30 protein-coding genes are annotated in these 25,566 nt (G+C 66.1%); 20 read left to right on the forward strand and 10 right to left on the reverse strand.

All coding sequences use genetic code 11. The features are described from left to right. Positions 1–27 precede the first annotated feature (27 nt). The gene (locus tag BM365_RS17450; protein ID WP_093490707.1) at positions 28–1,545 is read left to right on the forward strand and encodes a fumarate hydratase; all 1,518 of its coding nucleotides are present in this window, start codon (positions 28–30) and stop codon (positions 1,543–1,545) included. Between the two features lie 53 nt (positions 1,546–1,598). Next, on the forward strand, positions 1,599–2,234 hold the full coding sequence (locus tag BM365_RS17455; RefSeq protein WP_093490708.1) for a glutathione S-transferase family protein: 636 nt from the start codon (positions 1,599–1,601) through the stop codon (positions 2,232–2,234). Between the two features lie 174 nt (positions 2,235–2,408). Here the strand turns inward: BM365_RS17455 and BM365_RS17460 are convergent, their stop codons facing one another. Genes BM365_RS17460 through BM365_RS17475 form a run of 4 tightly spaced genes read right to left on the reverse strand, consistent with a single transcriptional unit; the run spans position 2,409 to position 5,707 of the window. After that, positions 2,409–3,518, reverse strand: a complete 1,110-nt coding sequence (locus tag BM365_RS17460) for a sterol desaturase family protein (RefSeq protein ID WP_093490709.1) — start codon at positions 3,516–3,518, stop codon at positions 2,409–2,411. Between the two features lie 47 nt (positions 3,519–3,565). Further along, complete coding sequence (arsC, locus tag BM365_RS17465) at positions 3,566–3,985, reverse strand: arsenate reductase (glutaredoxin) (RefSeq protein ID WP_093490710.1); 420 nt, start codon at positions 3,983–3,985, stop codon at positions 3,566–3,568. After that, on the reverse strand, positions 3,985–5,169 hold the full coding sequence (locus tag BM365_RS17470) for a phospholipase A (RefSeq protein ID WP_093490711.1): 1,185 nt from the start codon (positions 5,167–5,169) through the stop codon (positions 3,985–3,987). The genes arsC and BM365_RS17470 overlap by 1 nt, the downstream gene beginning before the upstream one ends. A 52-nt stretch (positions 5,170–5,221) precedes the next feature. Further along, positions 5,222–5,707 carry a DUF456 domain-containing protein gene (locus BM365_RS17475; RefSeq protein WP_093490712.1) on the reverse strand — a complete coding sequence of 162 codons (486 nt, stop codon included), beginning with the start codon at positions 5,705–5,707 and terminating at the stop codon, positions 5,222–5,224. Between the two features lie 230 nt (positions 5,708–5,937). Between BM365_RS17475 and BM365_RS17480 the strand changes: the two genes are divergently transcribed. Further along, positions 5,938–6,147: a cold-shock protein gene (locus BM365_RS17480; RefSeq protein WP_093490713.1), complete on the forward strand. Its 210-nt coding sequence runs from the start codon at positions 5,938–5,940 to the stop codon at positions 6,145–6,147. 91 nt (positions 6,148–6,238) lie between these two features. Here the strand turns inward: BM365_RS17480 and BM365_RS17485 are convergent, their stop codons facing one another. Next, positions 6,239–6,712: a glycine zipper 2TM domain-containing protein gene (locus BM365_RS17485; RefSeq protein WP_093490714.1), complete on the reverse strand. Its 474-nt coding sequence runs from the start codon at positions 6,710–6,712 to the stop codon at positions 6,239–6,241. Positions 6,713–6,857: 145 nt separating this feature from the next. After that, positions 6,858–7,298: a cytochrome c gene (locus tag BM365_RS17490; RefSeq protein ID WP_093490715.1), complete on the reverse strand. Its 441-nt coding sequence runs from the start codon at positions 7,296–7,298 to the stop codon at positions 6,858–6,860. Between the two features lie 77 nt (positions 7,299–7,375). Between BM365_RS17490 and BM365_RS17495 the strand changes: the two genes are divergently transcribed. After that, the gene (locus BM365_RS17495) at positions 7,376–8,188 is read left to right on the forward strand and encodes a tRNA threonylcarbamoyladenosine dehydratase (protein ID WP_093490716.1); all 813 of its coding nucleotides are present in this window, start codon (positions 7,376–7,378) and stop codon (positions 8,186–8,188) included. Here the strand turns inward: BM365_RS17495 and BM365_RS17500 are convergent. Together BM365_RS17500 and BM365_RS17505 are read right to left on the reverse strand one after the other, a co-directional pair. Beyond that, a complete protein-coding gene (locus BM365_RS17500; protein WP_093490717.1) occupies positions 8,169–8,936 on the reverse strand; it encodes a TatD family hydrolase in 768 nt (255 codons plus the stop codon). The two genes, BM365_RS17495 and BM365_RS17500, sit on opposite strands and share 20 nt — an antisense overlap. A gap of 4 nt (positions 8,937–8,940) precedes the next feature. Next, on the reverse strand, positions 8,941–9,165 hold the full coding sequence (locus BM365_RS17505) for a DUF6116 family protein (RefSeq protein ID WP_093490718.1): 225 nt from the start codon (positions 9,163–9,165) through the stop codon (positions 8,941–8,943). 172 nt (positions 9,166–9,337) lie between these two features. Here BM365_RS17505 and BM365_RS17510 point away from each other — a divergent pair, with 172 nt between their 5' ends. The 8 genes from BM365_RS17510 (at position 9,338) to BM365_RS17545 (ending at position 18,640) form a co-directional block, all read left to right on the forward strand. Next, positions 9,338–10,150 carry a glycine zipper 2TM domain-containing protein gene (locus BM365_RS17510; protein ID WP_093490719.1) on the forward strand — a complete coding sequence of 271 codons (813 nt, stop codon included), beginning with the start codon at positions 9,338–9,340 and terminating at the stop codon, positions 10,148–10,150. A gap of 149 nt (positions 10,151–10,299) precedes the next feature. Continuing rightward, entirely contained in the window at positions 10,300–11,463 is a 1,164-nt protein-coding gene (locus BM365_RS17515) for an acyl-CoA dehydrogenase family protein (protein WP_093490720.1), read from the forward strand. Between the two features lie 36 nt (positions 11,464–11,499). Further along, positions 11,500–14,112, forward strand: a complete 2,613-nt coding sequence (locus BM365_RS17520) for a DUF3857 domain-containing protein (RefSeq protein ID WP_093490721.1) — start codon at positions 11,500–11,502, stop codon at positions 14,110–14,112. Between the two features lie 6 nt (positions 14,113–14,118). After that, positions 14,119–14,670 carry a GNAT family N-acetyltransferase gene (locus tag BM365_RS17525; protein WP_093490868.1) on the forward strand — a complete coding sequence of 184 codons (552 nt, stop codon included), beginning with the start codon at positions 14,119–14,121 and terminating at the stop codon, positions 14,668–14,670. After that, complete coding sequence (locus BM365_RS17530) at positions 14,667–15,155, forward strand: nucleotidyltransferase family protein (RefSeq protein ID WP_093490722.1); 489 nt, start codon at positions 14,667–14,669, stop codon at positions 15,153–15,155. The genes BM365_RS17525 and BM365_RS17530 overlap by 4 nt, the downstream gene beginning before the upstream one ends. Then, positions 15,145–15,795 carry a glutathione S-transferase family protein gene (locus tag BM365_RS17535; protein WP_093490723.1) on the forward strand — a complete coding sequence of 217 codons (651 nt, stop codon included), beginning with the start codon at positions 15,145–15,147 and terminating at the stop codon, positions 15,793–15,795. Before BM365_RS17530 ends, BM365_RS17535 begins: the two co-directional genes overlap by 11 nt. A gap of 13 nt (positions 15,796–15,808) precedes the next feature. Next, the gene (locus BM365_RS17540; protein WP_093490869.1) at positions 15,809–18,070 is read left to right on the forward strand and encodes a thiamine pyrophosphate-dependent enzyme; all 2,262 of its coding nucleotides are present in this window, start codon (positions 15,809–15,811) and stop codon (positions 18,068–18,070) included. 27 nt (positions 18,071–18,097) lie between these two features. After that, on the forward strand, positions 18,098–18,640 hold the full coding sequence (locus BM365_RS17545) for an NADPH-dependent FMN reductase (protein WP_093490724.1): 543 nt from the start codon (positions 18,098–18,100) through the stop codon (positions 18,638–18,640). Positions 18,641–18,644: 4 nt separating this feature from the next. Here BM365_RS17545 and ubiM read toward each other — a convergent pair whose 3' ends face one another. Continuing rightward, positions 18,645–19,877: a 5-demethoxyubiquinol-8 5-hydroxylase UbiM gene (gene ubiM / locus BM365_RS17550; RefSeq protein WP_093490725.1), complete on the reverse strand. Its 1,233-nt coding sequence runs from the start codon at positions 19,875–19,877 to the stop codon at positions 18,645–18,647. Positions 19,878–19,963: 86 nt separating this feature from the next. Continuing rightward, the gene (locus BM365_RS17555; RefSeq protein WP_093490726.1) at positions 19,964–20,827 is read right to left on the reverse strand and encodes a CAF17-like 4Fe-4S cluster assembly/insertion protein YgfZ; all 864 of its coding nucleotides are present in this window, start codon (positions 20,825–20,827) and stop codon (positions 19,964–19,966) included. Positions 20,828–20,866: 39 nt separating this feature from the next. Between BM365_RS17555 and BM365_RS17560 the strand changes: the two genes are divergently transcribed. From BM365_RS17560 to BM365_RS18215, 8 genes are read left to right on the forward strand one after another with little or no spacing between them, the layout of a single operon-like run. Then, entirely contained in the window at positions 20,867–21,052 is a 186-nt protein-coding gene (locus BM365_RS17560) for a DUF1674 domain-containing protein (protein ID WP_093490727.1), read from the forward strand. 55 nt (positions 21,053–21,107) lie between these two features. Next, positions 21,108–21,500 carry a succinate dehydrogenase, cytochrome b556 subunit gene (sdhC, locus tag BM365_RS17565; RefSeq protein WP_093490728.1) on the forward strand — a complete coding sequence of 131 codons (393 nt, stop codon included), beginning with the start codon at positions 21,108–21,110 and terminating at the stop codon, positions 21,498–21,500. Beyond that, positions 21,497–21,880 (forward strand): succinate dehydrogenase, hydrophobic membrane anchor protein, encoded by a 384-nt coding sequence (sdhD, locus tag BM365_RS17570; RefSeq protein WP_093490729.1) that lies wholly within the window; start codon positions 21,497–21,499, stop codon positions 21,878–21,880. Before sdhC ends, sdhD begins: the two co-directional genes overlap by 4 nt. A 4-nt stretch (positions 21,881–21,884) precedes the next feature. Further along, positions 21,885–23,675, forward strand: a complete 1,791-nt coding sequence (gene sdhA / locus BM365_RS17575) for a succinate dehydrogenase flavoprotein subunit (RefSeq protein ID WP_093490730.1) — start codon at positions 21,885–21,887, stop codon at positions 23,673–23,675. A gap of 18 nt (positions 23,676–23,693) precedes the next feature. Then, complete coding sequence (locus BM365_RS17580; RefSeq protein ID WP_056880929.1) at positions 23,694–24,476, forward strand: succinate dehydrogenase iron-sulfur subunit; 783 nt, start codon at positions 23,694–23,696, stop codon at positions 24,474–24,476. Between the two features lie 4 nt (positions 24,477–24,480). Then, on the forward strand, positions 24,481–24,912 hold the full coding sequence (locus BM365_RS17585; RefSeq protein ID WP_093490731.1) for an MAPEG family protein: 432 nt from the start codon (positions 24,481–24,483) through the stop codon (positions 24,910–24,912). Beyond that, positions 24,909–25,157: an FAD assembly factor SdhE gene (locus tag BM365_RS17590; RefSeq protein ID WP_093490732.1), complete on the forward strand. Its 249-nt coding sequence runs from the start codon at positions 24,909–24,911 to the stop codon at positions 25,155–25,157. The genes BM365_RS17585 and BM365_RS17590 overlap by 4 nt, the downstream gene beginning before the upstream one ends. Continuing rightward, the gene (locus BM365_RS18215) at positions 25,108–25,563 is read left to right on the forward strand and encodes a hypothetical protein (RefSeq protein WP_093490733.1); all 456 of its coding nucleotides are present in this window, start codon (positions 25,108–25,110) and stop codon (positions 25,561–25,563) included. The genes BM365_RS17590 and BM365_RS18215 overlap by 50 nt, the downstream gene beginning before the upstream one ends. Positions 25,564–25,566: the final 3 nt, after the last annotated feature.

The raw sequence follows: 25,566 nt of genomic DNA on the forward strand, positions 1-25,566 counted from the left end.
CACCGGCAGCCCCCGGCTTCACGTCCCATGACCTCGATCAAGCAAGAAGACCTCATCCAGTCCATCGCCGACGGCCTGCAGTACATCAGCTACTACCACCCGGTCGACTACATCAAGAGCCTCGCGTCCGCGTATGACCGCGAGGAATCGTCGGCCGCGAAGGACGCCATCGCGCAGATCCTGATCAATTCGCGCATGTGCGCCGAAGGCCACCGCCCGATTTGCCAGGACACCGGCATCGTCACCGTGTTCCTCGAGATCGGCATGGACGTGCGCTGGGACGACGCCACGATGGGCGTGGAGGACATGGTCCACGAGGGCGTGCGCCGCGCCTACAACCATCCGGACAACAAGCTGCGCGCCAGCGTGCTGGCCGACCCGGCCGGCAAGCGCACCAACACGAAGGACAACACGCCGGGCGTGGTCAACGTCAAGGTCGTGCCGGGCAACACCGTCGACGTGATCGTCGCCGCGAAGGGCGGTGGATCGGAAGCGAAGTCGAAGTTCGCGATGCTCAATCCGTCAGATTCCATCGTCGACTGGGTGCTGAAGACCGTGCCCACGATGGGCGCCGGCTGGTGCCCGCCGGGCATGCTCGGCATCGGCATCGGAGGCACCGCCGAGAAGGCGATGCTGCTGGCGAAGGAATCGCTGATGGAGCCGATCGACATCACCGACCTGCAGGCACGCGGCGCGTCCAATCGCGCCGAAGAGTTGCGCCTGGAGCTGTACGAGAAGGTCAACGCTCTGGGCATCGGCGCGCAGGGCCTGGGTGGCCTGACCACCGTGCTCGACATCAAGGTCAAGGATTACCCGACCCACGCGGCCAACCTGCCCGTGGCGATGATCCCGAACTGCGCCGCCACGCGCCACGCGCACTTCACCCTCGACGGCAGCGGCCCGGTGATGCTGGACCCGCCGTCGCTGGAGGACTGGCCGGAACTGACCTACGACGCGTCGAAGGGCCGTCGCGTCGATCTCGACACGCTGACCCGCGAGGACGTCGCCAACTGGAAGCCGGGCGAGGTCCTGCTGCTCAACGGCAAGTTGCTGACCGGCCGCGATGCCGCGCACAAGCGCATGGTCGACATGCTCAACAAGGGCGAGGCACTGCCGGTCGATCTGAAGGGTCGCTTCATCTACTACGTCGGTCCGGTCGATCCCGTGCGCGATGAAGTCGTCGGCCCGGCGGGCCCGACCACCGCCACCCGCATGGACAAGTTCACCGAACAGGTGCTGGCGCAGACCGGCCTGCTGGGCATGGTCGGCAAGGCCGAGCGTGGTCCGGCGGCGATCGAGGCCATCAAGAAGCACCAGTCGGCCTACCTGATGGCGGTCGGCGGCGCGGCGTACCTGGTCTCCAAGGCGATCAAAGCGGCGGAGGTCGTCGGTTTCGCCGACCTGGGCATGGAAGCGATCTACGAGTTCACCGTGCAGGACATGCCGGTGACCGTCGCCGTCGACTCGCAAGGCACCTCGGTGCACCAGACCGGCCCGAAGGAGTGGCAGGCGCGGATCGGGAAGATTCCGGTGGTGGTGGCATAAGCGCTGTCTCCCTCGCCTGCCAGGCGAGGGCCGTGAGTTCCAGGAGCCGATGCATGACGACGACGTTGTATTACTCCCGCAGTACCGCCAGCCTGGTGGTGCACTGGCTGCTGATCGAGCTGGGCATCCCGCATGAGCTGCATGAACTGGACTTCGACAAGCGCGACCAGAAATCCGACGAGTACCTGAAGCTCAACCCCGCTGGCGTGGTGCCCACGCTGGTGATGGACGGGCAGGTGATCACCGAGACGGCCGCGATCCTGATGCATCTCGCCGATACGCATCCGCGTGCCGAACTGGCGCCTGCGGTGGCGAGCACGCAGCGTGCGCAGTACTACCGCTGGATGCTGTTCTGCGCCAACACGCTGATGCCCGCGTACCGCGCGTGGTTCTATTCCGACGAGATCGCCGGCGAAGCCAATGTCGAGGCCACCCAGCAGCACGCACGGGCGAAGCTGGAAAAGGCGTGGGGACAGGTCGCCGAGCATCTCGAAGCGCATGGGCCTTACCTGCTGGGCACTCAGCGCACCGCGGCCGACTTCCTGCTGACGATGCTGATGCGCTGGTCGCGCAACATGCCCAAGCCCACCGATACCTGGCCAGCGCTGCAGGCCTACGCACAGCGCATGAAGGCGCTGCCGAGTTTCAAGGACGTCTATGCGCGGGAAGGATTGACGGACTGGACCTGACGGGGGGTCGCCCCTGTAGGAGCGACGTGAGTCGCGACCGCGGACCGGGAAATCGCATGAAGCCGAGGCCACGAGCGGGGTGCGCCTGAAATACAGCGCCTGGAGCTGTGTTCCTGCCCGTCCTTGGCGTGCGGTCGCGACTCACGTCGCTCCTACATGGGGCACGATGCTCTCTCAGTCCACGTACTCGTCGAACTTCCGGCCGCCCTGGAACGGCATCAGGTGCTGGCGCACGATGCCGCGCGGAACCGTTTCGAGCTTCATCACGCCGTATTCTTCGGGCCACGCTTCCTGCTTGGGCGGCAGTTTGAACGTGCCCATCAACATGTCCACCAGCGGCAGGTGAATGGCGTAGTTCACGTCCAGGTAGTCCTTGTGCCGCGCGTGGTGCCAGTGGTGGTAGCGCGGCAGCACCAACAGATATTCGAGCCAGCCGAAGCGGATGCCCAGGTTGGCGTGCGCCAGCACCGCCTGCAGACCCACCAGGATCACGTAGGCATTCACCGCCGGCGTCGAGAAGCCGAGGACCAGCAGCGGCAACAGCACCGCGCTGCGGGTCAGCACGATCTCGACGATATGGATGCGCGAGCCGGCCAGCCAATCCATCTCGCGGCTGGAATGGTGCACGGCATGGAAGCGCCAGAGCCACGGAATGTTGTGGTACGCGCGGTGCAGCAGCGCTTGCGCGAGGTCGGCGACGAACACGGCGATCAGGAACTGGGCCCAGACCGGCAGCGACTGGATGGCGTCCTTCAAGGCGGGGAACGCGGCCAGGCCGGCGATGGTCGAGGTGGAGGCCGTCACCAGGATCAGGATGAACTGAACCAGCATGTGGCTCATGAAAAAGTACGTCACGTCGGTGCGCCAGCCGGGACGCAGCGGCGAGATCCGGCGCTTGCCGAGGTAGTGTTCCAGCGGCACGAACACCAGCGCCGAGAAGAACAGCGAGATCACGAACCAGTCCAGGCCCAGCGAGTACGGCGTCTTGCCGATGGCGTCGAACTGCACGTTGGTGCCGCCCAGCAGCACCGCCAGCGTGGCACCGCCGACACCGATGAGCGCGATGCGCTTGTTGCGGTCGCGCAGGATGGCCACGGTGCCCAGCACGAACGCCGCAACGAGCCCGACGAGCAGCAGGTGGCGGGCGAACTCTTCGTTGTAGGCCGCGCGGAACTCCTTGCTGGTCAGCAGTTCCGGATAGTGGAAGCACAGCACCGCCATCAGGCTGAGCACGCCCAACAGGGCGGAGGCATAGGCGAAGAACGAACGGCGCGGGCGCGACATGGAGGGCTTCCTTGGCAGGCGAAACAGGTCCTGCGCCCGATCTTACGTCAGACGATGCGGTTTCCGGCCGCGTCCACGACCGCTTCGCCGTCTTCCTTGCTGAAAGCGCCGCGCTGCGGTTGCGGCAGGATGTCGAGCACCGCTTCCGAAGGGCGGCACAGCTTCGTGCCCAGGGCGGTGACCACGATCGGGCGGTTGATCAGCACCGGATGGGCCAGCATGGCGTCGATGAGCGCCGCATCATCGGCGTCGGCAAGGCCCAGTTCCGAGTAAAGCGTCTCCTTGGTACGCACTACCTCGCGCACGGAAGTACCCATGGCTGCGATCAGCGACACCAGCGTGGTGCGGTCGGGCGGCATCTGCAGGTATTCGATGATCTGCGGCTCGATACCGGCGTTGCGGATCAGCCCCAGCGTATTGCGCGAGGTGCCGCACGCGGGGTTGTGGTAGATCGTCACGTCGTCCATCAGTACCAGTCCAGCAGCGAGATGCCCAGGCCGAGGTAGGTGGCCTTGTGGTTGTAGTCGATCAGGCTTTCGCCGTAACCATGGAAGACCTGCACGTGGCCGCGGAACGTGCGGTTGATCGGAAAGCCGTAGTCCACCTGCAACGCGCCGTGCGAATCGTCGCCGCCGCGCAGCGAGTGCCGTCCCAGCACGGTGAACACGTGGCCACCTTTCGCATAGGTCAGCATCGCGTCGCCACGGCCGATGTAATCCTCGATGTCCGGGTTGTCGTCGTCGTTCCCGTCCGGCACGCGATACCACGGCCGCACGACGAACGCCCAGTTCTCGCGATCTAGGCCGATGGTGGCGATCACCCGGTTCCAACTGCGCGAAAGCGGATCGCTGCGCCCGTTGGATTGGTGATTGATGCCGATGCCGGCCATCCGGCCCTTCCAGCCGGCGATGCTGTAGTTGTTGCGGAACACCAGCATCACTTCCGGCTCGTAGTTCGTTTCCCGGAACGGGCGCGACTCCTCGCCGTTGAAGACCTGCCAGCGCGAGCTCTGGGTGTAGGCGCCCCACAGGTCGCCGTTGTCGCCGAACAGGTTCTCGGCGAACTTGGTCTTGAAGCTCAGCTGGAACTTCGCCTCGATGTCCTGCAGGTTCTGGGGCGTGGTGACCGTGTTGTCGGGGTTGGGTGAGCTCGGGGTCTCGTTGACCTGACTGGTCCAGAAGGCGGGCAGCAGGTAGACCGGCTTGTAGCCCCGCAGCTGGAAGACACCCAGCTTCGAGTCCTTGGCCAGTTCCCAGCGGCTGTCGAGCAACGAACCGCGCCCGGCGTTGGCGATCAAGTCGGCGTCCGCCGGGTCGTCCGCACGGAACCAGGCCCCCAGGCGACGACGCGTGCGCTCACTCAGGGCCACGTCATCGGCCTGCGCCTCGGCGGCGGCGCGGGCTTCGGCCCGGGCCTTGGCGCGGGCGGCGGCCTCGGCTTCTTTCGCCGCCACCGCTTCTTCATCCGCGCGGCGGGTGTCGGCGGCGGTACGTCCCAGGGCCTGGTCGTAGCAGGCCAGGCGCTGGGCGTCGTTCTCCAGCAGGAAGCAGGCTTCGGCCGATGTCACGACCGGCGCGCTTTCCTGCGCATGGGCGCTCAGTGCGCACGTAACTCCGATTACGAGAGGGAGCAGTCGAATGCAATGCGTCATGCAGGGGTCGCTCGATGGGGGCGCCGCCATTCTGCCAGCCGGCGCGCGAAGGTCAGAAGAACCAGGCGAAGAGGAACAGCCCCAGCATCGCGAAGGCCAGCCCCAGCTTCAGCACGACGCCGAGCACGATGCCCAGCCAGGTGGCGAGCCCGACCTTGGTGGCCTGGCGGAATTCCCGGCCATGCCACAGCTCGCCGATTAGGGCGCCGATGAAAGGTCCTGCAAGCAGGCCGATGGGCATGAAGAACAGGCCAGCGAAAGTGCCGATGACGGTACCCAGCAGGGCCTTTTTGCTCGCCCCCACCCGCTGCGCGCCGATTGTCGTGGAGAAAATGTCGACGGCGAAGGACAGTGCGGTCAGCAGGCCCAGCACCACCAGGGTGACCCAGCCGATCTGCTGGAAATCGCCCGCCCAGGCCGCCAGCAGCATGCCGGCGAACACCAGCGGCAGGCCCGGCAGGGCAGGCAGGATGACCCCGGCGATGCCGACCAGGATCAGCACGATGGCCACGGCGTAGTACAGGTACTGGATGTCCAAACAATTCTCCTAGGGAATCAAGGGCTTGCTGGGGGGTTGACTTTCTCGTTCAAGCGTTTGCATTTTGTCAAATGCCGGGTTACTGTGCGGCCGCTGTCGTTGCCAAGGTCACCGTGCACCGTGGCCTGATGGGGTAGATCCAATGATCCGCTGCATCGCTTGTACCTCGTGTCCTCCTTGCAACCAGCCGCCGAGAGGCGTAACCACCACCCGTTCCAAGGAGCAACTAGATGTCCGAGCGTGAAACCGGAACCGTTAAATGGTTCAACGATGCCAAGGGCTTCGGCTTTATCAGCCGCGAGAATGGCGAAGACGTGTTCGTACACTTCCGCGCCATCCAGACTCAGGGTTTCAAGAGCTTGAAGGAAGGCCAGAAGGTCACCTTCACCGTCGTGCAGGGCCAGAAGGGCCTGCAGGCCGATGCGGTAGAACCCGCCTGAGTGATCGTAACGCGTACCGCGCCTAGCGCGGGCTCCGCAAGAAAAAGCCCGGCATCTGCCGGGCTTTTTCTTTGGCTCTCAGGATGGGTCTTCAGCGCAATACGACACGACCATTCTGGATGCGCACGTAAGTGTTCTCGCGAATGCCACCCAGGTCGTGCTGGCTGATGGTCACGCGACGGCCGTCGTCCATGCGCACCGTCACGTTGTAGGTGTCGCCAGTAGTGCGCTTCTGGATCGCGTTGCCCGCAGCGGCGCCTGCCACGGCACCGGCGACGGTCGACACGTTCTTGTTGCCTTCGCTGCCACCCGTGCGGTCGGAAATCTGGCGACCCGCGACAGCGCCGACGATGCCGCCGAGTACGGCACCTGTCGCCGAAGGCGCACTGCGGCCTGACGAGACCACATCGATGCGTTCGACGATGCCGCAGTCCGCACAGTAGCGATTGGCCGGCGCACTGTAGCCGCCACCGTAGCCACTGCTGCCGTAGCCCGGGGAGGTGCTGGCGCAACCGGCGAGGGCGACGGTGGCGGTCAGGCCGATGACGAGCAGACGCGTATTCATGGGGAGCCTCCTGTTGTGCGATGAGCCCGTGCGTGTGCCGGGTCTTCTCGTGTCACATGCTCGGCAGGGGCGCGTGAACGTGATGACAATCGGGCCGCTTGCGCGGCCCGGATGTCAGGTGGGATTCAGAGGCGTGAGGCCGCCGTCATCCCTTGAAGTCCTGATGGCAGGCCTTGCAGTCGGCTCCGACTTTCTCGACCAGCGTGGACGCGGCGGCGCAATCAGTCGGCGGCGCGCTCAACGCGGCATCCAGGTCGGCGCGGAACTGGCTCGTGTGGCTCTTGAAGCGCGCATCGTCCGCCAGTCCCGGGAACGCGAGCTCAAGGTCGTTGGCCATCGCGCGCAGCGTGCGTACGTGCGGGATGGTGTCGGTGGCCGCGCAGCGGTTCTCCTTCACCTTGTCGGCGAGCTGGCCGGCATGCTTGCCCATCACGTGCATGACGCTGTGGGGAAACGGATCCTGGCGCGCCTGCAGCGCACGCATCGCCATCACGGTACAGATGGCACCCACCACGAGGCCGATCAGGAAGAGGAAGAAGTAGCGCGAAGCGGCGGACGGCTTCTTGGTCTCGGGCTGGCTGGCCATGCGGCGGGCTCCTTGTGGGTGACGGAGGCGATGGTACGACGGCCGTCACGGTTTGCGCCACGGCTTACACTAGTGAGATGAAGAAAGAACTCCGGGACCGGTTCGCCGGCATCGATCGCCTGTACGGTGTAGGCGCGACGGAACGCTACGCCGCATCGCGCGTAGCCATCGTCGGCATGGGGGGCGTGGGGTCGTGGGTGGTGGAAGCCCTGGCACGCTCGGGCGTGGGTCATCTCACACTGATCGATGCCGACGATATCTGCGTCTCCAATACCAACCGTCAGTTGCCTGCACTGGAAGGCCAGTACGGCCGCAACAAGGCCGAGGCGATGGCCGAGCGCTGTCGCGCGATCAATCCGTTGATCGACGTCGAAATCGTCCCGCTGTTCCTGACGGCCTCCAACATGGAGGAGCTCCTGGATCGCGATTTCGATCTGGTGCTCGACGCTTGCGACAGCTTCCGGGTGAAGGTGGAGATGATCGCCTGGTGCCGGCGACGGAAGCTGCCGATCGTGGTCTCCGGTTCGGCGGGTGGGCGTACCGATCCCACCCAGATCCGCCTGCGCGATCTCTCGCGCACCGAGCACGACGCCTTGCTGGCGCTGGTCCGCAAGAAGCTGCGAACGGACTTCAACTTCCCGAAGAACCGCGACCGCTACTTCGGTGTGCAAGCCGTCTATTCGCTGGAGAACGTGAACTATCCGCAGGCCGATGGCACCGTCTGTGGCTTGCGCCCGCAACTGGGCGCCGATGCGGCATTGAAGCTGGATTGCGGCGTCGGCCTGGGCGCGGCGACGCACATCACCGGCGCCTTCGCGTTCGCGATGGTGGGCAAGGCGCTGGAACTGCTGTTGAAGAAATCCCGCGTCGTCAGTGCGACGGTAGCTTGAAGAGACGCTCCGCATTCCGCGTCGTGACACGGGCCAGTTCGTCAGCGGGGATACCACGCAGCCCCGCGATGACATCGCGGATCACCGGCAACCGTGCCGGCTCGTTGCGTTGCCCGCGGATACCGGCATCAGGCTGGTCGGGCGAATCCGTCTCCAGCAGCAGGTAATCCAGCGGCATCGTGGTAGCGAGGGTGCGTAGCCGGTTCGCGCGTTCGTAGGTCACCGGGCCACCCAGGCCGACCAGGAAGCCGGCCTGCCACAATTGCTTCGCTTGTTCCGGGCTGCCGGAAAAGCTGTGCACCACGCCGCGCAGGTCGCCGACCCGCCTGATCGACGCGATCACGGCATCCACCGCACGGCGCGCGTGCACGATCAGCGGCAGGTCGAACTCGCGCGCGAGCCGAAGTTGGCCATCGAAATACTGCTGCTGCGTCTCAGCATCCAACCCTTCGACGAAGAAATCGAGGCCGCATTCGCCGACCGCGACCGGCGTCTCCCGTTCGATCCAGGTACGCAGGTCGTCGAGGTGCGCGGGCCGATGTTCGGACAGGTACATCGGGTGCAAGCCATAGGCGGCGAACAGACCCGCATCCTGCGCGCAGACATCGCGCAGTTTCGGCCACGAGGCCGCCGTCACCGCGGGCACTACCTGGCGCGTCACGCCCGCTGCGCGCGCGCGCGCCAGCACCGCCTCGCGGTCGGCATCCAGCTCGGGCGCATCGAAGTGGCTGTGGCTGTCGACCAGCATGGCGTCAACGGTGCGCGTCGGGCGCCTCGAGCGAAGAGGGCGGGTCCTTCCTGCGCTTCCAGTTGGCGAGCAGCAACGTGCCGAGGCCGAACAAGATTTCGTCCACGAACGGCACCGGATCGGGCAGGAACAACGTCACCACGAACAGCGCCGCGGTGATCTTGAACAGCGTGGGGTAGCGCAACTTACGCGCCCAATCGAGGAAGGGCAGCAGAATGGGGCTGGGCATGGCGTCGGCACTCGAACGCGTTGGGATGGGCGTCACGCTAGCATGATCGGCAGGTCACGGAATCGTTCATTTTCCGTTGTTTTTCGTGGCCGTTCGCGGGTACTTGGTTCAGGTTCGCAGTGGTGCAATGATGACCAATGTGAACCGGGCAAGGCCCGACTTGGAGGCAGCGATGAAGAGCAATACCACAACGATTCTTGTCGCCGTCGGCGCGCTGCTGGTGGGCGGTGTGGCCACCGCGGCTTTCCTCAAGGGCGGCGACAAAGGCCCGTCGGATGCCGGCCTGGTGACGGCCGCGGATGGCTCGCTGGTCGCGGACGATGCGGCCTCGACGGATAACCAGATTCCCGTAGGCACGCTGCAGTACGCCGAGGTGGTCAAGTCCGCTCCCGTGACGAGTTCGGAGAAGCTGTATGCCACGGTGATCGGCACCGAAGCCGTTCGCGAGACGACCACCAGCACCACGCCGCGCGAGGTCTGCCAGGACGTGGTCGTGCAGGAACGTGCGCCGGAGCGCGACGGCAATGTCGGCGGCACGGTCGCAGGTGCTGTGATCGGCGGCCTGCTGGGCAACCAGGTGGGCAGCGGCAGCGGCAAGAAGGCCGCGACGGTGGCTGGCGCGGTAGCCGGCGGTGCCATCGGCAATCAGGTGGACAAGCGCCACGTGGGCGGCAAGGTGGTCAGCCGTACCGAGCGTCAGTGCCATACCGAGAACGCGACGTCCGAATCCTCGCGCGTGACCGGCTACAACGTGACCTACCGCAACCCGGACGGCAGCACCGGCACGATGCGCATGGACAGCAAGCCGGGCAGCCGTATCGCCCTGGGCACGACGGACAAGGTGGTCGGCTACGACGTGACCTACCGTTTCGAGGGCCAGGAAAAGACGATCCGCATGGAACAGGAGCCGGGCGCCCGCCTGCCGGTGATCGACGGCCAGGTCGTGACCCAGACCGCCAGCGTGGACACGCCCAAGCAGGGCTGATCCCGCGGTCCCGGCCGGGACCTGCGTTTCAACGTGGCACCCCTCGAAGGCCGGCGTTTCGCCGGCCTTCGCTTTGCGGACTGGCGCTTACCGGCCCGGACGGCCACCGCATACAATCGCCGGATACCTCAAACGCCGGTTGAAATGCGATGGCCCTGAACCCGTACGACCTGTTCGATGTCCGTTCCCTGCTGAGCGAAGAGGAGCGCGCCGTCCAGGATGCCGTGGCCCGCTTCACCGATGAGCGTGTACGGCCGATCATCGGCGATGCGTTCGACCAGGGGCGTTTCCCGAAGGAACTCGTGCCGGAGATCGCCGAACTTGGCCTGCTGGGTTCCTCGCTGCCGGAAAAATACGGCTGCGCCGGCCTCAACGCGGTCAGCTACGGCCTGATCTGCCAGGAACTCGAGCGCGGCGACAGCGGTATCCGCAGCTTCGTCAGCGTGCAGTCCTCGCTGTGCATGTACCCGATCTACGCCTACGGCAGCGAAGAACAGCGTGAGCGCTGGCTGCCGGACATGGCGGCCGGCAAAGTGATCGGCTGCTTCGGCCTGACCGAGCCCCACGGCGGCTCCGACCCGGCCAACATGAAGACCCACGCGCGCCGCGACGGCGACGATTGGGTCATCAATGGCTCGAAGATGTGGATCACCAACGGCAACCTGGCCGACATCGCGATCGTCTGGGCGCAGACCGACGACGGGATCCAGGGCTTCCTGCTCGAGAAGGGCATGGCCGGGTTCACCGCGCAGGAGATCAAGCACAAGATGAGCCTGCGCGCGTCGGTGACCAGCGCGCTGTTTTTCGACAACGTGCGCGTGCCCGACAGCAGCCGCTTGCCGAACGTGAAGGGCCTGAAGGGCCCGCTGGGCTGCCTGACCCAGGCGCGCTACGGCATCACGTGGGGCCCGATCGGCGCCTCCATCGCGTGCCTTGACGAAGTACTGGCCTACACCAAGGAGCGCATCCTGTTCGACCGCCCCGTGGCGGCCACGCAGAGTGCACAGATCAAGATGGCCGAGATGGCCCGCCGGATCACCTTGGCGCAGTTGCTGTCGCTGCAGCTGGGTCGCCTGAAAGATGCCGGCACCATGGCGCCTTCTCAGGTGTCGCTGGCGAAGTGGAACAACTGCCGCATGGCCATCGACATCGCGCGCGAATGTCGCGACCTGCTGGGCGGCGCCGGCATCACCACCGAGCACGCCGCCATCCGCCACGCGCTGAACCTGGAATCGGTCATCACCTACGAGGGCACGGAAACCGTGCACCAGCTGGTGATCGGTCGCGAGCTGACGGGCATCAACGCGTTCTGACGTTCTGACGGGGAGTCGGAATTGGGTATCCAAGGCATGGTCCGATCACGCTGGGGAGCGTGGGGATTTCTACTTGCGCTGGCATGCCTCGGCGGAACGGCCTCGGCGGCAGACTATCGTTTTGCCGACGATGCGCGCCGGTCCGACCCATGGATCTACCCGGAGCGCGATCCCACCCCCGTTGCGTCCGATGGCGTCCGCTACTTGGGTGTTGCGGATCGCGTCGACCTGACCGGCGAGCAGCCTGCGTGGCATCGCCGGATCGGATACGAAGTGGTAGCAGAACGCGGCCTGGCCTCGGCGGGTCAGTTCAGCATCGACTACCAGCCCGCCTACCAGACCGTGGTCGTGCACGCGATCGACGTCTGGCGTGGGGGGCAGCGCTTGGACCGTCGTCAGCAGTCCCGGATCGAAGTGCTCCGCCGCGAAGCCGGACTTGAGGCGGGATTGCTCGACGGTGGGCGGGAACTTTCGGTGACCATCCCCGACATTCGGGTCGGCGACCGCATCGAGTATCGCTACACGATTCATGGCTATAACCCTGTCTTCGGTCGGGGTTACCACGATTACTGGAACTCGCGCTTCAGCGCCCCCCTGGGCGTTCGTACGGTCCACATCGACTACCCCTCGGACATGGCGTTGGCACTGCCTGATGCGCCGAAGGGCTACGGCGTCACTCGTGGCGAGCGCGATGGCGTGCAGTGGTGGGAACTGCGCGGTGTTGGCCTTGCAGCGCTGGACGAGGAAGAAGATACGCCAGCCAGCTTCACCGACAGCCACGAGATCGAGATATCCACCGCGCACGGATGGGGCGATGTCGCGCAGTGGGCGACGCCTCTCTACCCCGGTCGATTCGAAAACCGCGCTGTCGCTACTGAATGGATCCAGCGGCTCAAACTCGATCGCGCCGATCCTGTAGGTTCGCTCGAGCGCGCCACTGCCTTCGTGCAGGGTGAAGTGCGCTACACCGGCCTGGACATGGGGCTGCAGTCGCATGCGCCGAACCGACCCGAATTGGTGGTCGAGCGACGCTTCGGCGACTGTAAAGACAAGACGCAACTGCTGATCGCGCTGTTGCACGAAGCCGGCGTCTCCGCATCGCCGGTGTTGGTCAACACGCGCTTGAAAGCGGCGATCGCTGATCGGCTTCCCAGCCCGCTGGCATTCGATCACGTCGTCGTACGTGCGGAGCTGCCCGAGGGTGCGATCTGGATTGACCCGACCCGCGATCGCGAGCGCGGCCCGTTGGCGGTGCGCGCACCGCTCGCATTCGGCCTGGGTCTGCGTATCGCGCGCGATAGCGAGGCTTTGATCGAGGTGCCGGCGCCCTTTCCGGCAAAGCCGCTGGTGGATGTCGACCAGCGCCTGGATTTCAGCGAGAAGGACGGCCGTTACAAGGTCGACTTCCTGGTCGAAACCGACTACAGGCCAGGGAGCGCCGAGAGCGTGCGCGACGGCTTCGATAGCGAGGGCGCGGCCGAGATCGGCAAGGGCTACCTGACGTACATGCAGAACTTCTACGAAGGACTGCGCGACAAGCGGCTTCCCGTGCTGGTGGACGGAGACCAGGACGCCAAGGTCAGCGAGGCCTACACCCTCGAATGGGACGGTGAAGCGGACGGGTCCGGATTCGGCATCATCCACTTCCAGGTCCTGGACTGGGTGCCCTCCCTGACCGAGCAGGCGAGGAAGACGCCGTTCTCCTTGGGAGGCCCACGCTATGGTCGCCAGGTAATCCGCAGCTTCAACGAGGGCGGGTGGAGTATCGAGAACGGTGAGGATGTTGTCGAGAACGCTTATTTCCACCTTCGTCGCGTGGTGGAGATCGAGCGCAACATGCTACGGATCACGGTCGAGTGGAAGCGTCTGGCCGACGAGGTGCCGGCGGCCGAGTATGCGCGGCTGCGCGAAGACTTGCGGAAAGCGCGCGAGCTGCTGCAGTACGACATCGACCTGGACGCCGGCTGGTCGATGCCGAGCTGGTCGCTGCAGGACTGGGCATGGCCTTTGGTATCGTTGCTGACGACGGCGTTTGCGCTCACCGGGTTCTGGTTCCTGCGCGCCCGCTGGACGGTGGCGGGGATGTTGTTCCGGCCGCGCTGGACAGTCGCCGCGGCAGGTGCATCCCACCGGCTTGCGGTCGGCGCGACCTTGGGATTGGTCTGCGTGGTAGTGGAAGCGCTGTTCGAGCGGGGCGGTGCCCTGCAGCTGAAGCCATCGGCGCTCCTCTGGGGCGCCGTGGTCGGAACGATGCTCGCGCTCGCGCTACGGTGGGCATTCCTCACGGCCGTGTTGCAGCTCGCGATGAGGCTGTTCGGCCACCGAGTCCCGTACCCGAGAGTCTTCCAGGCTTATGGTTTGGCTATGGTGCCGATCGTGGTGTTCACCTTTCTGGCGATGGTGGCGGTGGGCTTTCGCCTGCATTGGCTGGACGGCGACTACTTCGTGGATCCCGTGCGTACTCCCGCCCAACTGGTGGCCGTCCTCCTGTTGTTGATGGGCCTGTGCTGGTGGCTGGCATCGCTCGCGGGTGCCTGCGCGGGCGTCGCGGGAACGCGTCGGAGGAAAGGCGCACTGGTCGTGGGGGTGAGTGTGTTCCCACTGGTGGTGGTGGCCACGTTGGTCGTCGCCTTCCTCCTGCCCGGATGAGTGCTGATGGAACTGAGCGAACTCAAGATCGAAACCTCGCGCCTGCTGCTGAGGCTCCCGCGGCGGGAGGACTATGAAGCGTGGGCCGCGTTCGCCACCGATGAGGAGACCATGCGTTACATCGGGGGCACGCAGGCGCGCTCACCCGCATGGCGCAGCCTGGCGGCGACGCTGGGCAGTTGGCATCTGCAGGGCTTCGGGATGTTCTCGGTGATCGAGAAAGCGACCGGCCGCTGGATCGGCCGGGTGGGGCCATGGCAGCCGGAAGGCTGGCCGGGCACCGAGGTGGGCTGGAGCATCGCCCGTGAGGCCTGGGGGCGTGGCTACGCGCCTGAGGCCGCGACGGCCAGCGTGGACTGGGCGTTCGACCACCTAGGTTGGGAGGACGTGATCCACACCATCGACCCGCAGAACGCGAACTCGAAGGCCGTCGCCGCGAAACTCGGTTCGACCTACCTGCGGATGGATCGTCTGCCCGAACCGCACCACGACAAACCTGTCGAAGTCTGGGGCCAGACGCGCGCGCAGTGGCAAGCACGCAGGGTCGCCCAACCGTGACGTCGACGTCCGCGCTGCACGCAGGCCTGCACGATGCCTTGCCCGAGCTGGCGCGGACGTTCCGCGATCCCTGGTGGATCATCGGCAGTGCCGCGATGTTGCTGGCGGATATTCCGAACGTCGTACCGCAAGACATCGACGTACTCTGCAGCCGTCGCGATGCGCTGCAACTGCGGGAGGCCTGGATCGAACATGTCGATGCGACCTACCGCCCCGCAGACGAAACCCGCTTCCGTTCCGCGTTCGCGCGCTTCGTGCACCTGCCGATGCCGGTGGAAGTCATGGGTGGACTGGAACTGATGACCGCCGCGGGATGGCGACCCGTGCAGGTGCACGACGACATGCGCCTCGACGTCGCCGGCCATGAAGTGCGCGTTCCGACGTTGGATGAGCAACGCCGCATCCTGCTTGCGTTCGGTCGGGAGAAGGATCTCGCCAAGGCCGCCCGCATTCCCGTATCGCCGGAGCACCCGCATGTCGCCTGATCCCGTCACCGTCCATGGCATGTCCACCTCGGGCAACTGCCACAAGGTGCGCCTGTTGCTCGAACAGCTCGCACGGCCTTACGCGTGGGTCGAGGTCGACAGCGCCAACGGTGGTACCCGCACGCCGGACTACCTGGCGAAAAACCCCAACGGCAAGGTGCCGATGCTGGAGCGCGCGGACGGCGCGATACTGGTGGAGTCGAACGCTATTCTCTGCTGGCTGGCCGAGGGCAGCCCGTACTTGCCGGCCGATGCCTGGCAGCGTGCGCAGGCGCTGAGCTGGTTGTTCTTCGAACAGTACAGTCACGAGCCCTACATCGCGGTGGCGCGCTTCATCCGCGGATGGACGCCCGTGGATTCGCCGCGCCGCGCCGACCTGTCGCGTCTGCAGGAGCGCGGCGCACAGGCACTGGCCGTGATGGAGAAGCACCTGCAAGGCGCGACCTGGTTCACCGGCGACGACTACGGCGTGGCCGACATCGCGCTGTTTGCTTATACGCATTGCGCCGACGATGGCGGCTTCGACCTCGCCGCATACCCGCACATCTCTGCTTGGCTGGCTCGCGTACGCGCCCAGCCGGGTTTCGTTCCCATGCCCGGCGTGAGCGACGATGTCGCCGCGCGCCTGGCGTCCTCCTGATCCGAGCGAGCACATGACTGCCAAAGTAATTCCCGCACGCATGAAGGGCCTGAACCGGGCCGAGATCTGCGACCAGAATTTCATCGAGTTCGTCAGGGAATGGGAGGGTCAGGTGCGCAGCGCGCCGGCCCACGGCGAGCCTGTGCTGCCCGGCAGTGCGCTGGATGCGACGGGCTTCGTGGAGCTGCTCGAATCGCAGCTCGTGAGTCGCCATCTCGACCTGATGGCGCGCGTGCTGCGCGTGCAGAACAAGGTCTTCTACACCATCGGCTCCAGCGGCCACGAGGGCAACGCGATGGTCGCGCGTGCCACGCGCCATACCGATCCGGCCTTCCTGCACTACCGCAGCGGCGGCTTCATGGCCGAACGCTTCCGGAAGCTGCCGGGTATGGACCCGGTGATGGACTCCGCACTGAGCTTCGCCGCCAGCGCGGAAGATCCGGCTTCCGGCGGCCGCCACAAGGTGTGGGGCAGCAAGCCGTTGTGGGTGCTGCCGCAGACCTCGACGATCGCCTCGCACCTGCCCAAGGCATTGGGTACCGCCGTGGCGATCGAACAGGCACGCCGCATCGGCCATGCGCTGCCGATTCCCGACGACAGTATCGCGATCTGTTCGTTCGGTGATGCGTCCTCGAACCATGCCACCGCACAGACCGCGTTCAACGCGGCGGCATGGACGGCCTACCAGAAGCTGCCGGCCCCCGTGCTGTTCGTCTGCGAGGACAACGGCATCGGCATCTCGGTGAAGACGCCGGACGGCTGGATCGGGCGCAACTTCCGCGACCGCGCCGACCTGGACTATTTCCACGCCGACGGTTTGGATCTCGCCGCGGGCTACGGACAAGTGCAGGCCGCGGTCGAGCATTGCCGGCGCACCCGCCGTCCCACGTTCCTGCACCTGCGGACCACCCGCATCATGGGCCACGCCGGTACCGACTTCGAGATCGAATGGCGTCCGCTGGAGGAACTGTGCGCGGTCGAGGCGACCGATCCGCTGCTGCGCACTGCCGCGGTCGCGCTGGCGTCGGGCTTGTACACCAAGGACGCTCTGCTCGCGACATACGAAGCGATGCGCAAGCGCTGCTTCGCTGCCGCCGAAGATGCCGACCGCCGTCCGCGTATCACGACGCTGGATCACGTGATGGCGCCGCTCGCGCCCTATACGCCCGGCGCGGTGGCGACGGAAGCCGCGCGCGAAGCACCGCACGATGCCCGCGTGGCCGCCTTCGGTAGCGAGGACAAGTTGCCCGAGAAGTTGCCGCCGCGGCATCTCGCCATCCAGATCAACAACGCGTTGCACGACCTGTTCTGCAAGTATCCGGAGACACTGCTGTTCGGCGAAGACGTGGCGCAGAAGGGCGGCGTGTACACGGTCACCAAGGGCCTGCAGAAGGCGTTCAAGGGCAGCCGCGTGTTCAATACGTTGCTGGACGAGACGATGATCCTCGGCCTGGCTCAGGGTTACGCCAACATGGGCATGCTGCCGCTGCCGGAAATCCAGTACCTGGCGTACTTCCACAACGCCTGCGACCAGATCCGCGGAGAGGCGGCCAGCCTGCAGTTCTTCAGCAACGACCAGTACCGCAATCCGATGGTCGTGCGCGTCGCCGGCCTCGGCTACCAGCGGGGGTTCGGCGGGCATTTTCACAACGACAATTCAATCACGGCCTTGCGCGACATCCCGGGACTGGTCGTCGGATGCCCCTCGCGTGGCGATGATGCCGCCACCATGCTGCGCACGCTGGCGGCGCTGGCGAAGGTGGACGGGCGCGTCACCCTGTTCCTCGAGCCGATCGCGCTGTACATGACCAAGGACCTGTACGAAGCCGGCGACGGACAGTGGCTGTTCCCGTATCCGCCGCAGGACGAGGCGATGACACTGGGCGAGGGGCGCGTATACAGCGAAGGCGCGGACGATCTGGTGATCTTCACCTATGGCAATGGCGTACCGATGAGCCTGCGTGCCGCAAGGACCATCGAACGCAAGCATGGCTGGAAAGTGCGTGTGGTCGACCTGCGCTGGTTGGTGCCGCTCAATGCTGCCTTCATCGCCGAGCAGGCGAAGACGGCCAAGCGCATCCTGGTGGTGGACGAGGGTCGGCACGCGGCTGGCGTGGGCGAGGGCGTCATCACGGCGATCGCCGAGGCGGGCTACCGTGCGCGCCCGTTCCAGCGCGTGGTCGGTGCGGATACCTACACGCCGTTGGCCGGCGCGGCTTTCCTCGTGCTGCCGGGCGATGAGGATATCGTCGCGGCCGCCGACCGGCTGGCATGATCGCGACTCCCTGATCGAGAAACGCACATGCCTACGCCCCGCATCGGCATCATCATCGGCAGCCTGCGCGGCGGCTCCTACAACCGGCAGCTTGCGCATGCGGTGCAGCGACTGGCCGGTGATCGTTTCGCCTTCGAGGAGATCGGCATCGGCGAGCTGCCGTTGTACGACCAGGATGACGATGCGGATTTCCCGGCGGCGGGCCGGCAGTTCAAGCAGCAGGTGGAAGCCTGCGATGCGCTGCTGTTCATCACGCCGGAGTACAACCGTTCGATTCCTGGCGTGCTGAAGAACGCGATCGACGTAGGCAGTCGTCCCGGCGGCAGCAATTCCTTCGGCGGCAAGCGCGCGGCGATCGTCGGTACCTCGCCGGGCGCGCATGGCACGGTGTCGGCCCAGCAGCACCTGCGTAACGTGCTGGCGGCGGTCGACGTGGCGGTGCTGCCGCAGCCCGAGATCGCCATCCAGTATCGCGAAGGCCAGATCGATGCGGCAGGCGATATCGCCGACGAGCGCCTGCGCAAGCGCCTGCAGCTGTTCCTGGATCGTTTCGAGGCCTGGGTGGCTTGAACCGTCAGGCCGGGCGCAGCAGCGCCAGGCCATCGCGCAGTCGCTGCAGCGGGCGGCGGTCGTTCGGGCTCTCGTCGGCCAGCATGCCCGCGAGTGCGCGCCGGAAAGGTGTCAGTCGCCGACCCGCACGCAACACACCCTCGCGCAACAGGCGTGCCGGCGCACGATCATCGGTGTAGAGCTCCACGATGGCGCGCGTGGCCAGGTACAGCGGCCGCGTGCCGCGACGATGGCGGCGCTCGTAGCGTGCCAGCCCTTCCGCGCACCCGAGGTCCCCCTTGCGCTGGATCGCGTCGCGCGCCATGGCAGCCAGCCGCTCGACGCTGGCCAGGCCGAGATTGAAGCCATGCGCCGTGACCGGGTGCATGCCGACCGCTGCATCTCCGGCCAGCGCGAACCGGCGCCCGACAAACCGGCGCGCATAGACGCCCACCAGCGGATACACATGCCGGCTGCTTTCCAGCTTCATGTGGCCCAGGCGGTGCCCGTAGCGCTGCTCCATCTCGCAGGCGAATGTGTCGATGTCCAGCGCGGCGAGGCGTCGCGCCGCGGCGTCGGGCAGGGTGATGACGACGGAGGACTCGTGTTCCTTCAGCGGGAGCAGCGCCAGTGTCTGCCCCTGGCCGAACCATTCCCACGCCACGCCCTGGTGCGGCTGCTCGTGATGCATGCGGCAGACAAGCATGCTCTTGCCGAAATCGTACTGATCGGCCCCGATACCCATCGCGCGGCGCGTCTCGGAGAAGCGGCTGTCTGCCGCGATCAGGAGCGGTGCTTCCAGGCGGAGTCCGTCGCCGAGGGTGATGCCGGCATGGTCGTCGGTCGTGCGGACGGCATGGACGCGCGCGCCATCGAAGAAATCCAGGCCGGGCAGGTCGCTGACGGCCTTCCATGCCGCTTCGCGGATGCGCTGGTTCGGCACCAGCATGCCCAGCTGTTCCTTGCCGGCCAGCGCGGCGTCGATGCGCATGTCGTGCAGGCAGTCGCCTTCCATCACGCGGGCGGCGCGCAGGGGCGAGCAGGCGTCGTCGGGCAGATGCTGCCAGATCCCCAGGTCGCGCAGCAGGCGCATCGAAGCATGCGTCAACGCGATCTCGCGACCGTCGAACGCAGGTTCTGCAATGGCGGCGCGCGACTGGCGTTCCACGAGGGCGACCTTGAGGTCGAGATCGCACAAGGCCTTGGCCAGGCACAACCCCGCTGGGCCGGCGCCGATGATGATGACGTCGTGGTGCATGCGCGTGTCCTCGTGCCTGGGTTCACGGCAGTCTAGGCACGCGGTCGCCCACGTCATTGACGTGGATCAATCGCCACGCAGAATCGTCAGCGGCTCAAGCCGTCCAGCAAGGGAATGCGCGCCAGCGACTGCGTATCGGCCGACAAGCCTTCGCCGGTGTGATCCAGCGGCAGCACGGCCAGCAGCAGGGTCTGCGGACCGTCGGCTACGGTGCTCACGACTTCCCCAATGTCGCGCTCGCTATCGCGCACCATGGCACCCGGGGCGACGGAGCCTGCCGCGTGGAAGCCCTGCAGTGCGCGCTTGGCCTTGCCGAGGAAATGGGTGCGCGCCACGATCTCCTGCCCCGGATAGCAACCCTTCTTGACGCTGTAGGCGGCCAGCCGGTCCAGCGCGAGTTGCTGCGGCGTCCATTGTTCGCGTTGCGCATCGGGAAGGCGGGGAAGACCATGGCGCAAGTCAGCGGCACGCCACATGGCCTGCTGGGCAACATCATCGACGGCCGGTGCGCCGACACGCAGCGTGCGCGGGCCGCCTTGCCCGCTCCAGTCGAGTTCCAGCACGCCGTCGTCCATACCCAGTGTCGCGCCATGCGCCACGACGGGTGCGGCGAAAGCACCGCTGATCGTCGTATCGACGGGGAGCTCGATCTTCAACTTTCGTCTAAACACGAAACGTCGCAGGGACTCAACGAATGCAGGGGCAGGGTGGTCGGGCAGGACTAGCCACACGCGGTCCTCCGCCAGCCTGGCCAGCGCAAACACCGCCATCACACGTCCCTTGGGCGTCAGCCACGCGTTCCACTGCCATTGCCCGACCGCCAAGCCGGCCACGTCGTTGGCGAACTGGGCCTGTGCAAACGCCGCCGCATCAGGCCCTTCCAGCGTCACCAGGGCATGGTCGGACAGGGCGAAGAACGGCGCGGTGGTACGGGAAAGGTTGTCAGCCAAGGGGGTGGGGATTAAAATTTTGTGCGTTGCGAGACCGCCATGATAGGTCAAACACCCCCGACTCCCGACACCGATCCCGGAACACAGCCACCCGAAACCTCCATCCCGCATGCGGGCGACGGGGCAGGGGGAACGGCCGTGGCGAAGGAGATCGGCGGACGCGACGGGCCCGAGCCCACGCGTTACGGGGATTGGGAAAAGAACGGGCGCTGCATCGATTTCTGAGCAGCGTTTCAGCCAACGCGGTCACGACCGCCCAGCCGAGACAACGAGCGCGTCAATGGCGACCCCACAACGTCCGCTTTCCCCCCATCTGCAGGTCTACCGCTGGCAGATCCAGATGGCGACCTCCATTCTGCACCGCGCCACCGGCATCGTCCTCGCCGCCGGCGCCCTGGTGATCACCGCGGGCCTGCTGACGCTGATGATCGGCCCCGAGGCCTGGAACTGCTTCACCGACCTGGCGCGTGCCTGGTACGGCCAAGTGTGCCTGTTCGGCTGGACCTGGGCCTTCGCCTATCACCTGTGCAACGGCATCCGCCACATCGTGCAGGACTTCGCGATCGGTTACCGCATCGCCACGTTCGTGCGCAACAGCTGGTTGTCGGTGATCGGCAGCCTGGTCATCACCGCCCTGGTGTGGGCGTACGTGCTGCTGGGAGGTGGCGCATGAGCAACTTCCGCACGCCCATCAAGAATGCGCGTGGCCTGGGCTCGGCGAAGACCGGCACCGAGCATTTCGTCCACCAGCGCCTGACCGCCACCGCGCTGGTCGCGCTGACGATCTGGTTCCTGGTGTTCGTGCTGAGCCTGATCGGCGCCGATTACGTCACCGCCACCGCCGCCGTGTCCAAGCCGTGGAATGCCGTGCTGCTCGTGGGCTTCCTGGTCGCCATGTTCTGGCACGCCCAGCTCGGCCTGCAGGTCGTGCTGGAAGACTACGTCCACAACTCGCTGCTCGCCCTCGCGGTGCAGACCACCGTCAAGTTCATCGCCGTGCTGGGCGCCATCGTGAGCGTCTTCGCCGTGGCCCGCATCGCGCTGGGGAATTGAGTCAATGTCCGCTTACAAGATCACCGAACACAAGTACGACATGGTCGTGGTGGGCGCCGGCGGCGCCGGCCTGCGCGCGACCTTCGGCCTGGCCGCCAAGGGCCTGCAGACCGTCTGCCTGACCAAGGTCTTCCCGACCCGCTCGCATACCGTGGCGGCGCAGGGCGGCATCTCCGCCGCGCTCGGCAACATGGGCGAGGACGACTGGCGCTACCACTTCTACGACACCATCAAGGGGTCGGACTGGCTGGGCGACCAGGACGCCATCGAGTACATGTGCCGCGAGGCCATCCCGGCCATCATCGAGCTGGAGCACTACGGCGTGCCGTTCTCGCGTACCGAGGAAGGCAAGATCTACCAGCGCCCGTTCGGTGGCATGACGACCAAGTACGGCGAAGGTCCGCCGGCGCAGCGCACCTGCGCCGCGGCCGACCGCACCGGCCACGCCATGCTGCACACGCTGTACCAGCAGTCGCTGGCGCACGACGCGCGCTTCATGGTCGAGTACTTCGCGCTTGACCTGATCTTCGACGAAGAAGGCGCTTGCCGCGGCGTGCTCGCCCTGGACATGGCGACCGGCACGCTGCACCTGTTCCGCGCTCATGGCGTAGTGCTGGCCACCGGCGGCTACGGCCGTGCCTACTTCTCGGCGACCTCCGCGCACACCTGCACCGGCGACGGTGGTGGCATGGTGATGCGTGCCGGCCTGCCGATGCAGGACATGGAGTTCGTGCAGTTCCATCCGACCGGCATCTACGGCGCGGGCTGCCTGATCACCGAAGGCGTGCGCGGCGAAGGCGGCATCCTGCGCAACAGCAATGGCGAGCGCTTCATGGAGCGCTATGCCCCGCACTACAAGGACCTGGCTTCGCGCGACGTGGTCAGCCGCTCGATGACCATCGAGATCCGTGAAGGCCGCGGCGTCGGCGAACACAAGGACCACATCCTGCTCGACCTGACCCACCTGGGCCCGGAAGTCATCAACGAGAAGCTGCCCGGCATCGCCGAGAGCGCCCACATCTTCGCTGGCGTGGACGTAACCAAGCAGCCGATCCCGGTCATTCCGACCGTGCACTACAACATGGGCGGCATCCCGACCAACTACCACGGCGAAGTGGTGCGCAAGGTCGGCGACAACCCGGATGCCGTTGTGCCCGGCCTGTACGCCATCGGCGAAGCCGCCTGCGTGTCGGTGCACGGTGCCAACCGCCTGGGTTCCAACTCGCTGCTCGACCTGGTGGTGTTCGGTCGCGCGGTGGCCAACCGCTGCGCCGAAACCATCAAGAGTGGTTCGTCGCACAAGCCGCTGGCGGGCGATGCCTGCGATAAGGCGCTGTCGCACCTGGATAAGCTTCGCAACGCGAATGGCGACACACCGACCTCGGTGATCCGCGACAACATGCAGCGCACGATGCAGGCCGACGCCGCCGTGTTCCGTACCAGCAAGACGCTGAAGGAAGGCTGCGACAAGATGGCCGACATCTTCTCCAGCTTCCAGGACGTCAAAGTCAGCGACCGTTCGCTGATCTGGAACTCGGACCTGATCGAGACCTACGAGCTGCACAACCTGCTGCTCAGCGCGGTCGCCACGATCAACTCGGCCGAACAGCGCCACGAGAGCCGCGGCGCGCACGCGCACGAGGACTTCCCGGAGCGCGACGACGTCAACTGGCAGAAGCACACGCTGGTCAACGTCGCCGAAGACGGCAAGTGCAGCTTCGATTTCCGCCCCGTGCACATGTACACGCTCAGCAAGGACGTGGATGTGGTGCCGCCCAAGCCACGCGTTTACTGAGCCCGGGAGACCTGACACATGGCCGAATTTTCGCTCCCGAAGAACTCGCGCGTCACCAAGGGCAAGCACTTCCCCGCGAAGGGTGCCAAGAACGTGCGCACCTTCAAGGTGTACCGCTGGAACCCGGATGACGGCGCCAATCCGCGCACCGACACGTACGAAGTCGATCTCGACAAATGCGGCCCGATGGTCCTGGACGCGCTGATCAAGATCAAGAACGAGATCGATCCCACGCTGACGTTCCGCCGCTCGTGCCGCGAAGGCATCTGCGGGTCGTGCGCGATGAACATCGATGGCACCAACACGCTGGCCTGCACCAAGGCGATCGGCGATTGCGGCAAGGCGGAAGTGCCGATCTATCCGCTGCCGCACATGGAGGTGGTGAAGGATCTGGTTCCCGACCTGACCCACTTCTACGCGCAGTACGCCTCGATCAAGCCCTGGATCCGCACGCAGACCCCGGCGCCGCCGGACCGCGAGCGCCTGCAGTCGCCGGAAGACCGCAAGAAGCTGGACGGCCTGTACGAGTGCATCCTGTGCGCCTGCTGCTCGACGAGCTGCCCGAGTTACTGGTGGAACGGCGAGCGCTACCTCGGACCGGCGATCCTGCTGCAGGCCTACCGCTGGATCATCGATTCGCGCGACGAGGACACCGGTGCGCGCCTGGACGATCTGGAAGATCCGTTCAAGCTGTACCGCTGCCACACCATCATGAACTGCGCCCGGACCTGCCCGAAGGGTCTGAACCCGGCGCTGGCGATCGCCGAGATCAAGAAGCTGATGATGGCGCGTCGCGCCTGACCGCATGAGCGACGGACCCGCCACGGCAATCTTCTGGCCCGCCGTGGCGATGGCCGGCCTGACCTTCCTCGTGTGGGTCAGGCTGTACCAGCTTCGCCTGGGCGAAATGACCCGCAAGCGAATCCACGCGCAATCGCTGGCGAATGCCGCGGATTCGGTGCGCCTGCTGAGCGATACCCGCGCGTCGGACAACTTCCGAAATCTCTTCGAGCTGCCGGTGCTGTTCTATGCCGGCGTGCTGCTGGCGGCGCAGCTCGGCGTCTCGGATGCGGTGTCGCTCGCGCTGGCGTGGGCGTTCGTCGCGTTGCGCACCGTGCATAGCCTGGTGCACTGCACCTACAACCATGTCATGACCCGCTTCGTGGCCTATGCACTGGCAACACTGGTGTTGATCGCGTTCTGGGTGCGCCTCGCGCTGGCGCTGGCTGAAATATGAGCGACGATCCCGAACTCAAGCGCATTCGCTGGCGCTGCCGGCGCGGGATGCGCGAACTCGACCAGTTGTTCGGTCGTTATCTCGACCGCAGCTGGGCGACCGAATCCGAGCTGCAGCGGGTTGTTTTCCTACGGTTGCTGGACTGCGAGGACGATAAGCTCTGGCGCTGGTTTATGGGCTACGAGCAGTGTCCCGATGCGGAACTCGCCGCGCTGGTCGAACGGATCCGTCAACTGCCGGCTTGAGTGGCGCCCGTCGCGCCTGTTGCAGGCGTGCCTGGTCGTCCTGGGGCTGCTGGCGGCTGTGTCCCTCCTGATAAGCGAAATGCCGCGCGCGTTCGCCTGGCCGGGCGCCGTGCTGGCGCTCGCCCACGGCCTGTGGCTCGCCCATACCCATGGCGCCCAGCGGGAGCGGACGTTCTGGTTCCCGGGCGACGATAGGCCTCCGACGGTCGATGGGGCCCTTCTGCACGATGCCCAGCTCCGTTGGCGGGGCCCTCTGGCGTTCCTGCGCTGGCGGGAGTCGCCGGGCGGACGCTGGCAGCATGCGGCCTGGTGGCCCGATACGCTGCCTGCCCGAGCCCGGCGTGAACTGCGCCTTGCTGCGGGCGGTGGCGACGCTGGGCGACCGGCGGGACCGATGGCACCATAGGGG

Source organism: Pseudoxanthomonas sp. YR558, from assembly GCF_900116385.1.
In the GTDB taxonomy this organism is placed as follows: Bacteria; Pseudomonadota; Gammaproteobacteria; order Xanthomonadales; family Xanthomonadaceae; genus Pseudoxanthomonas_A.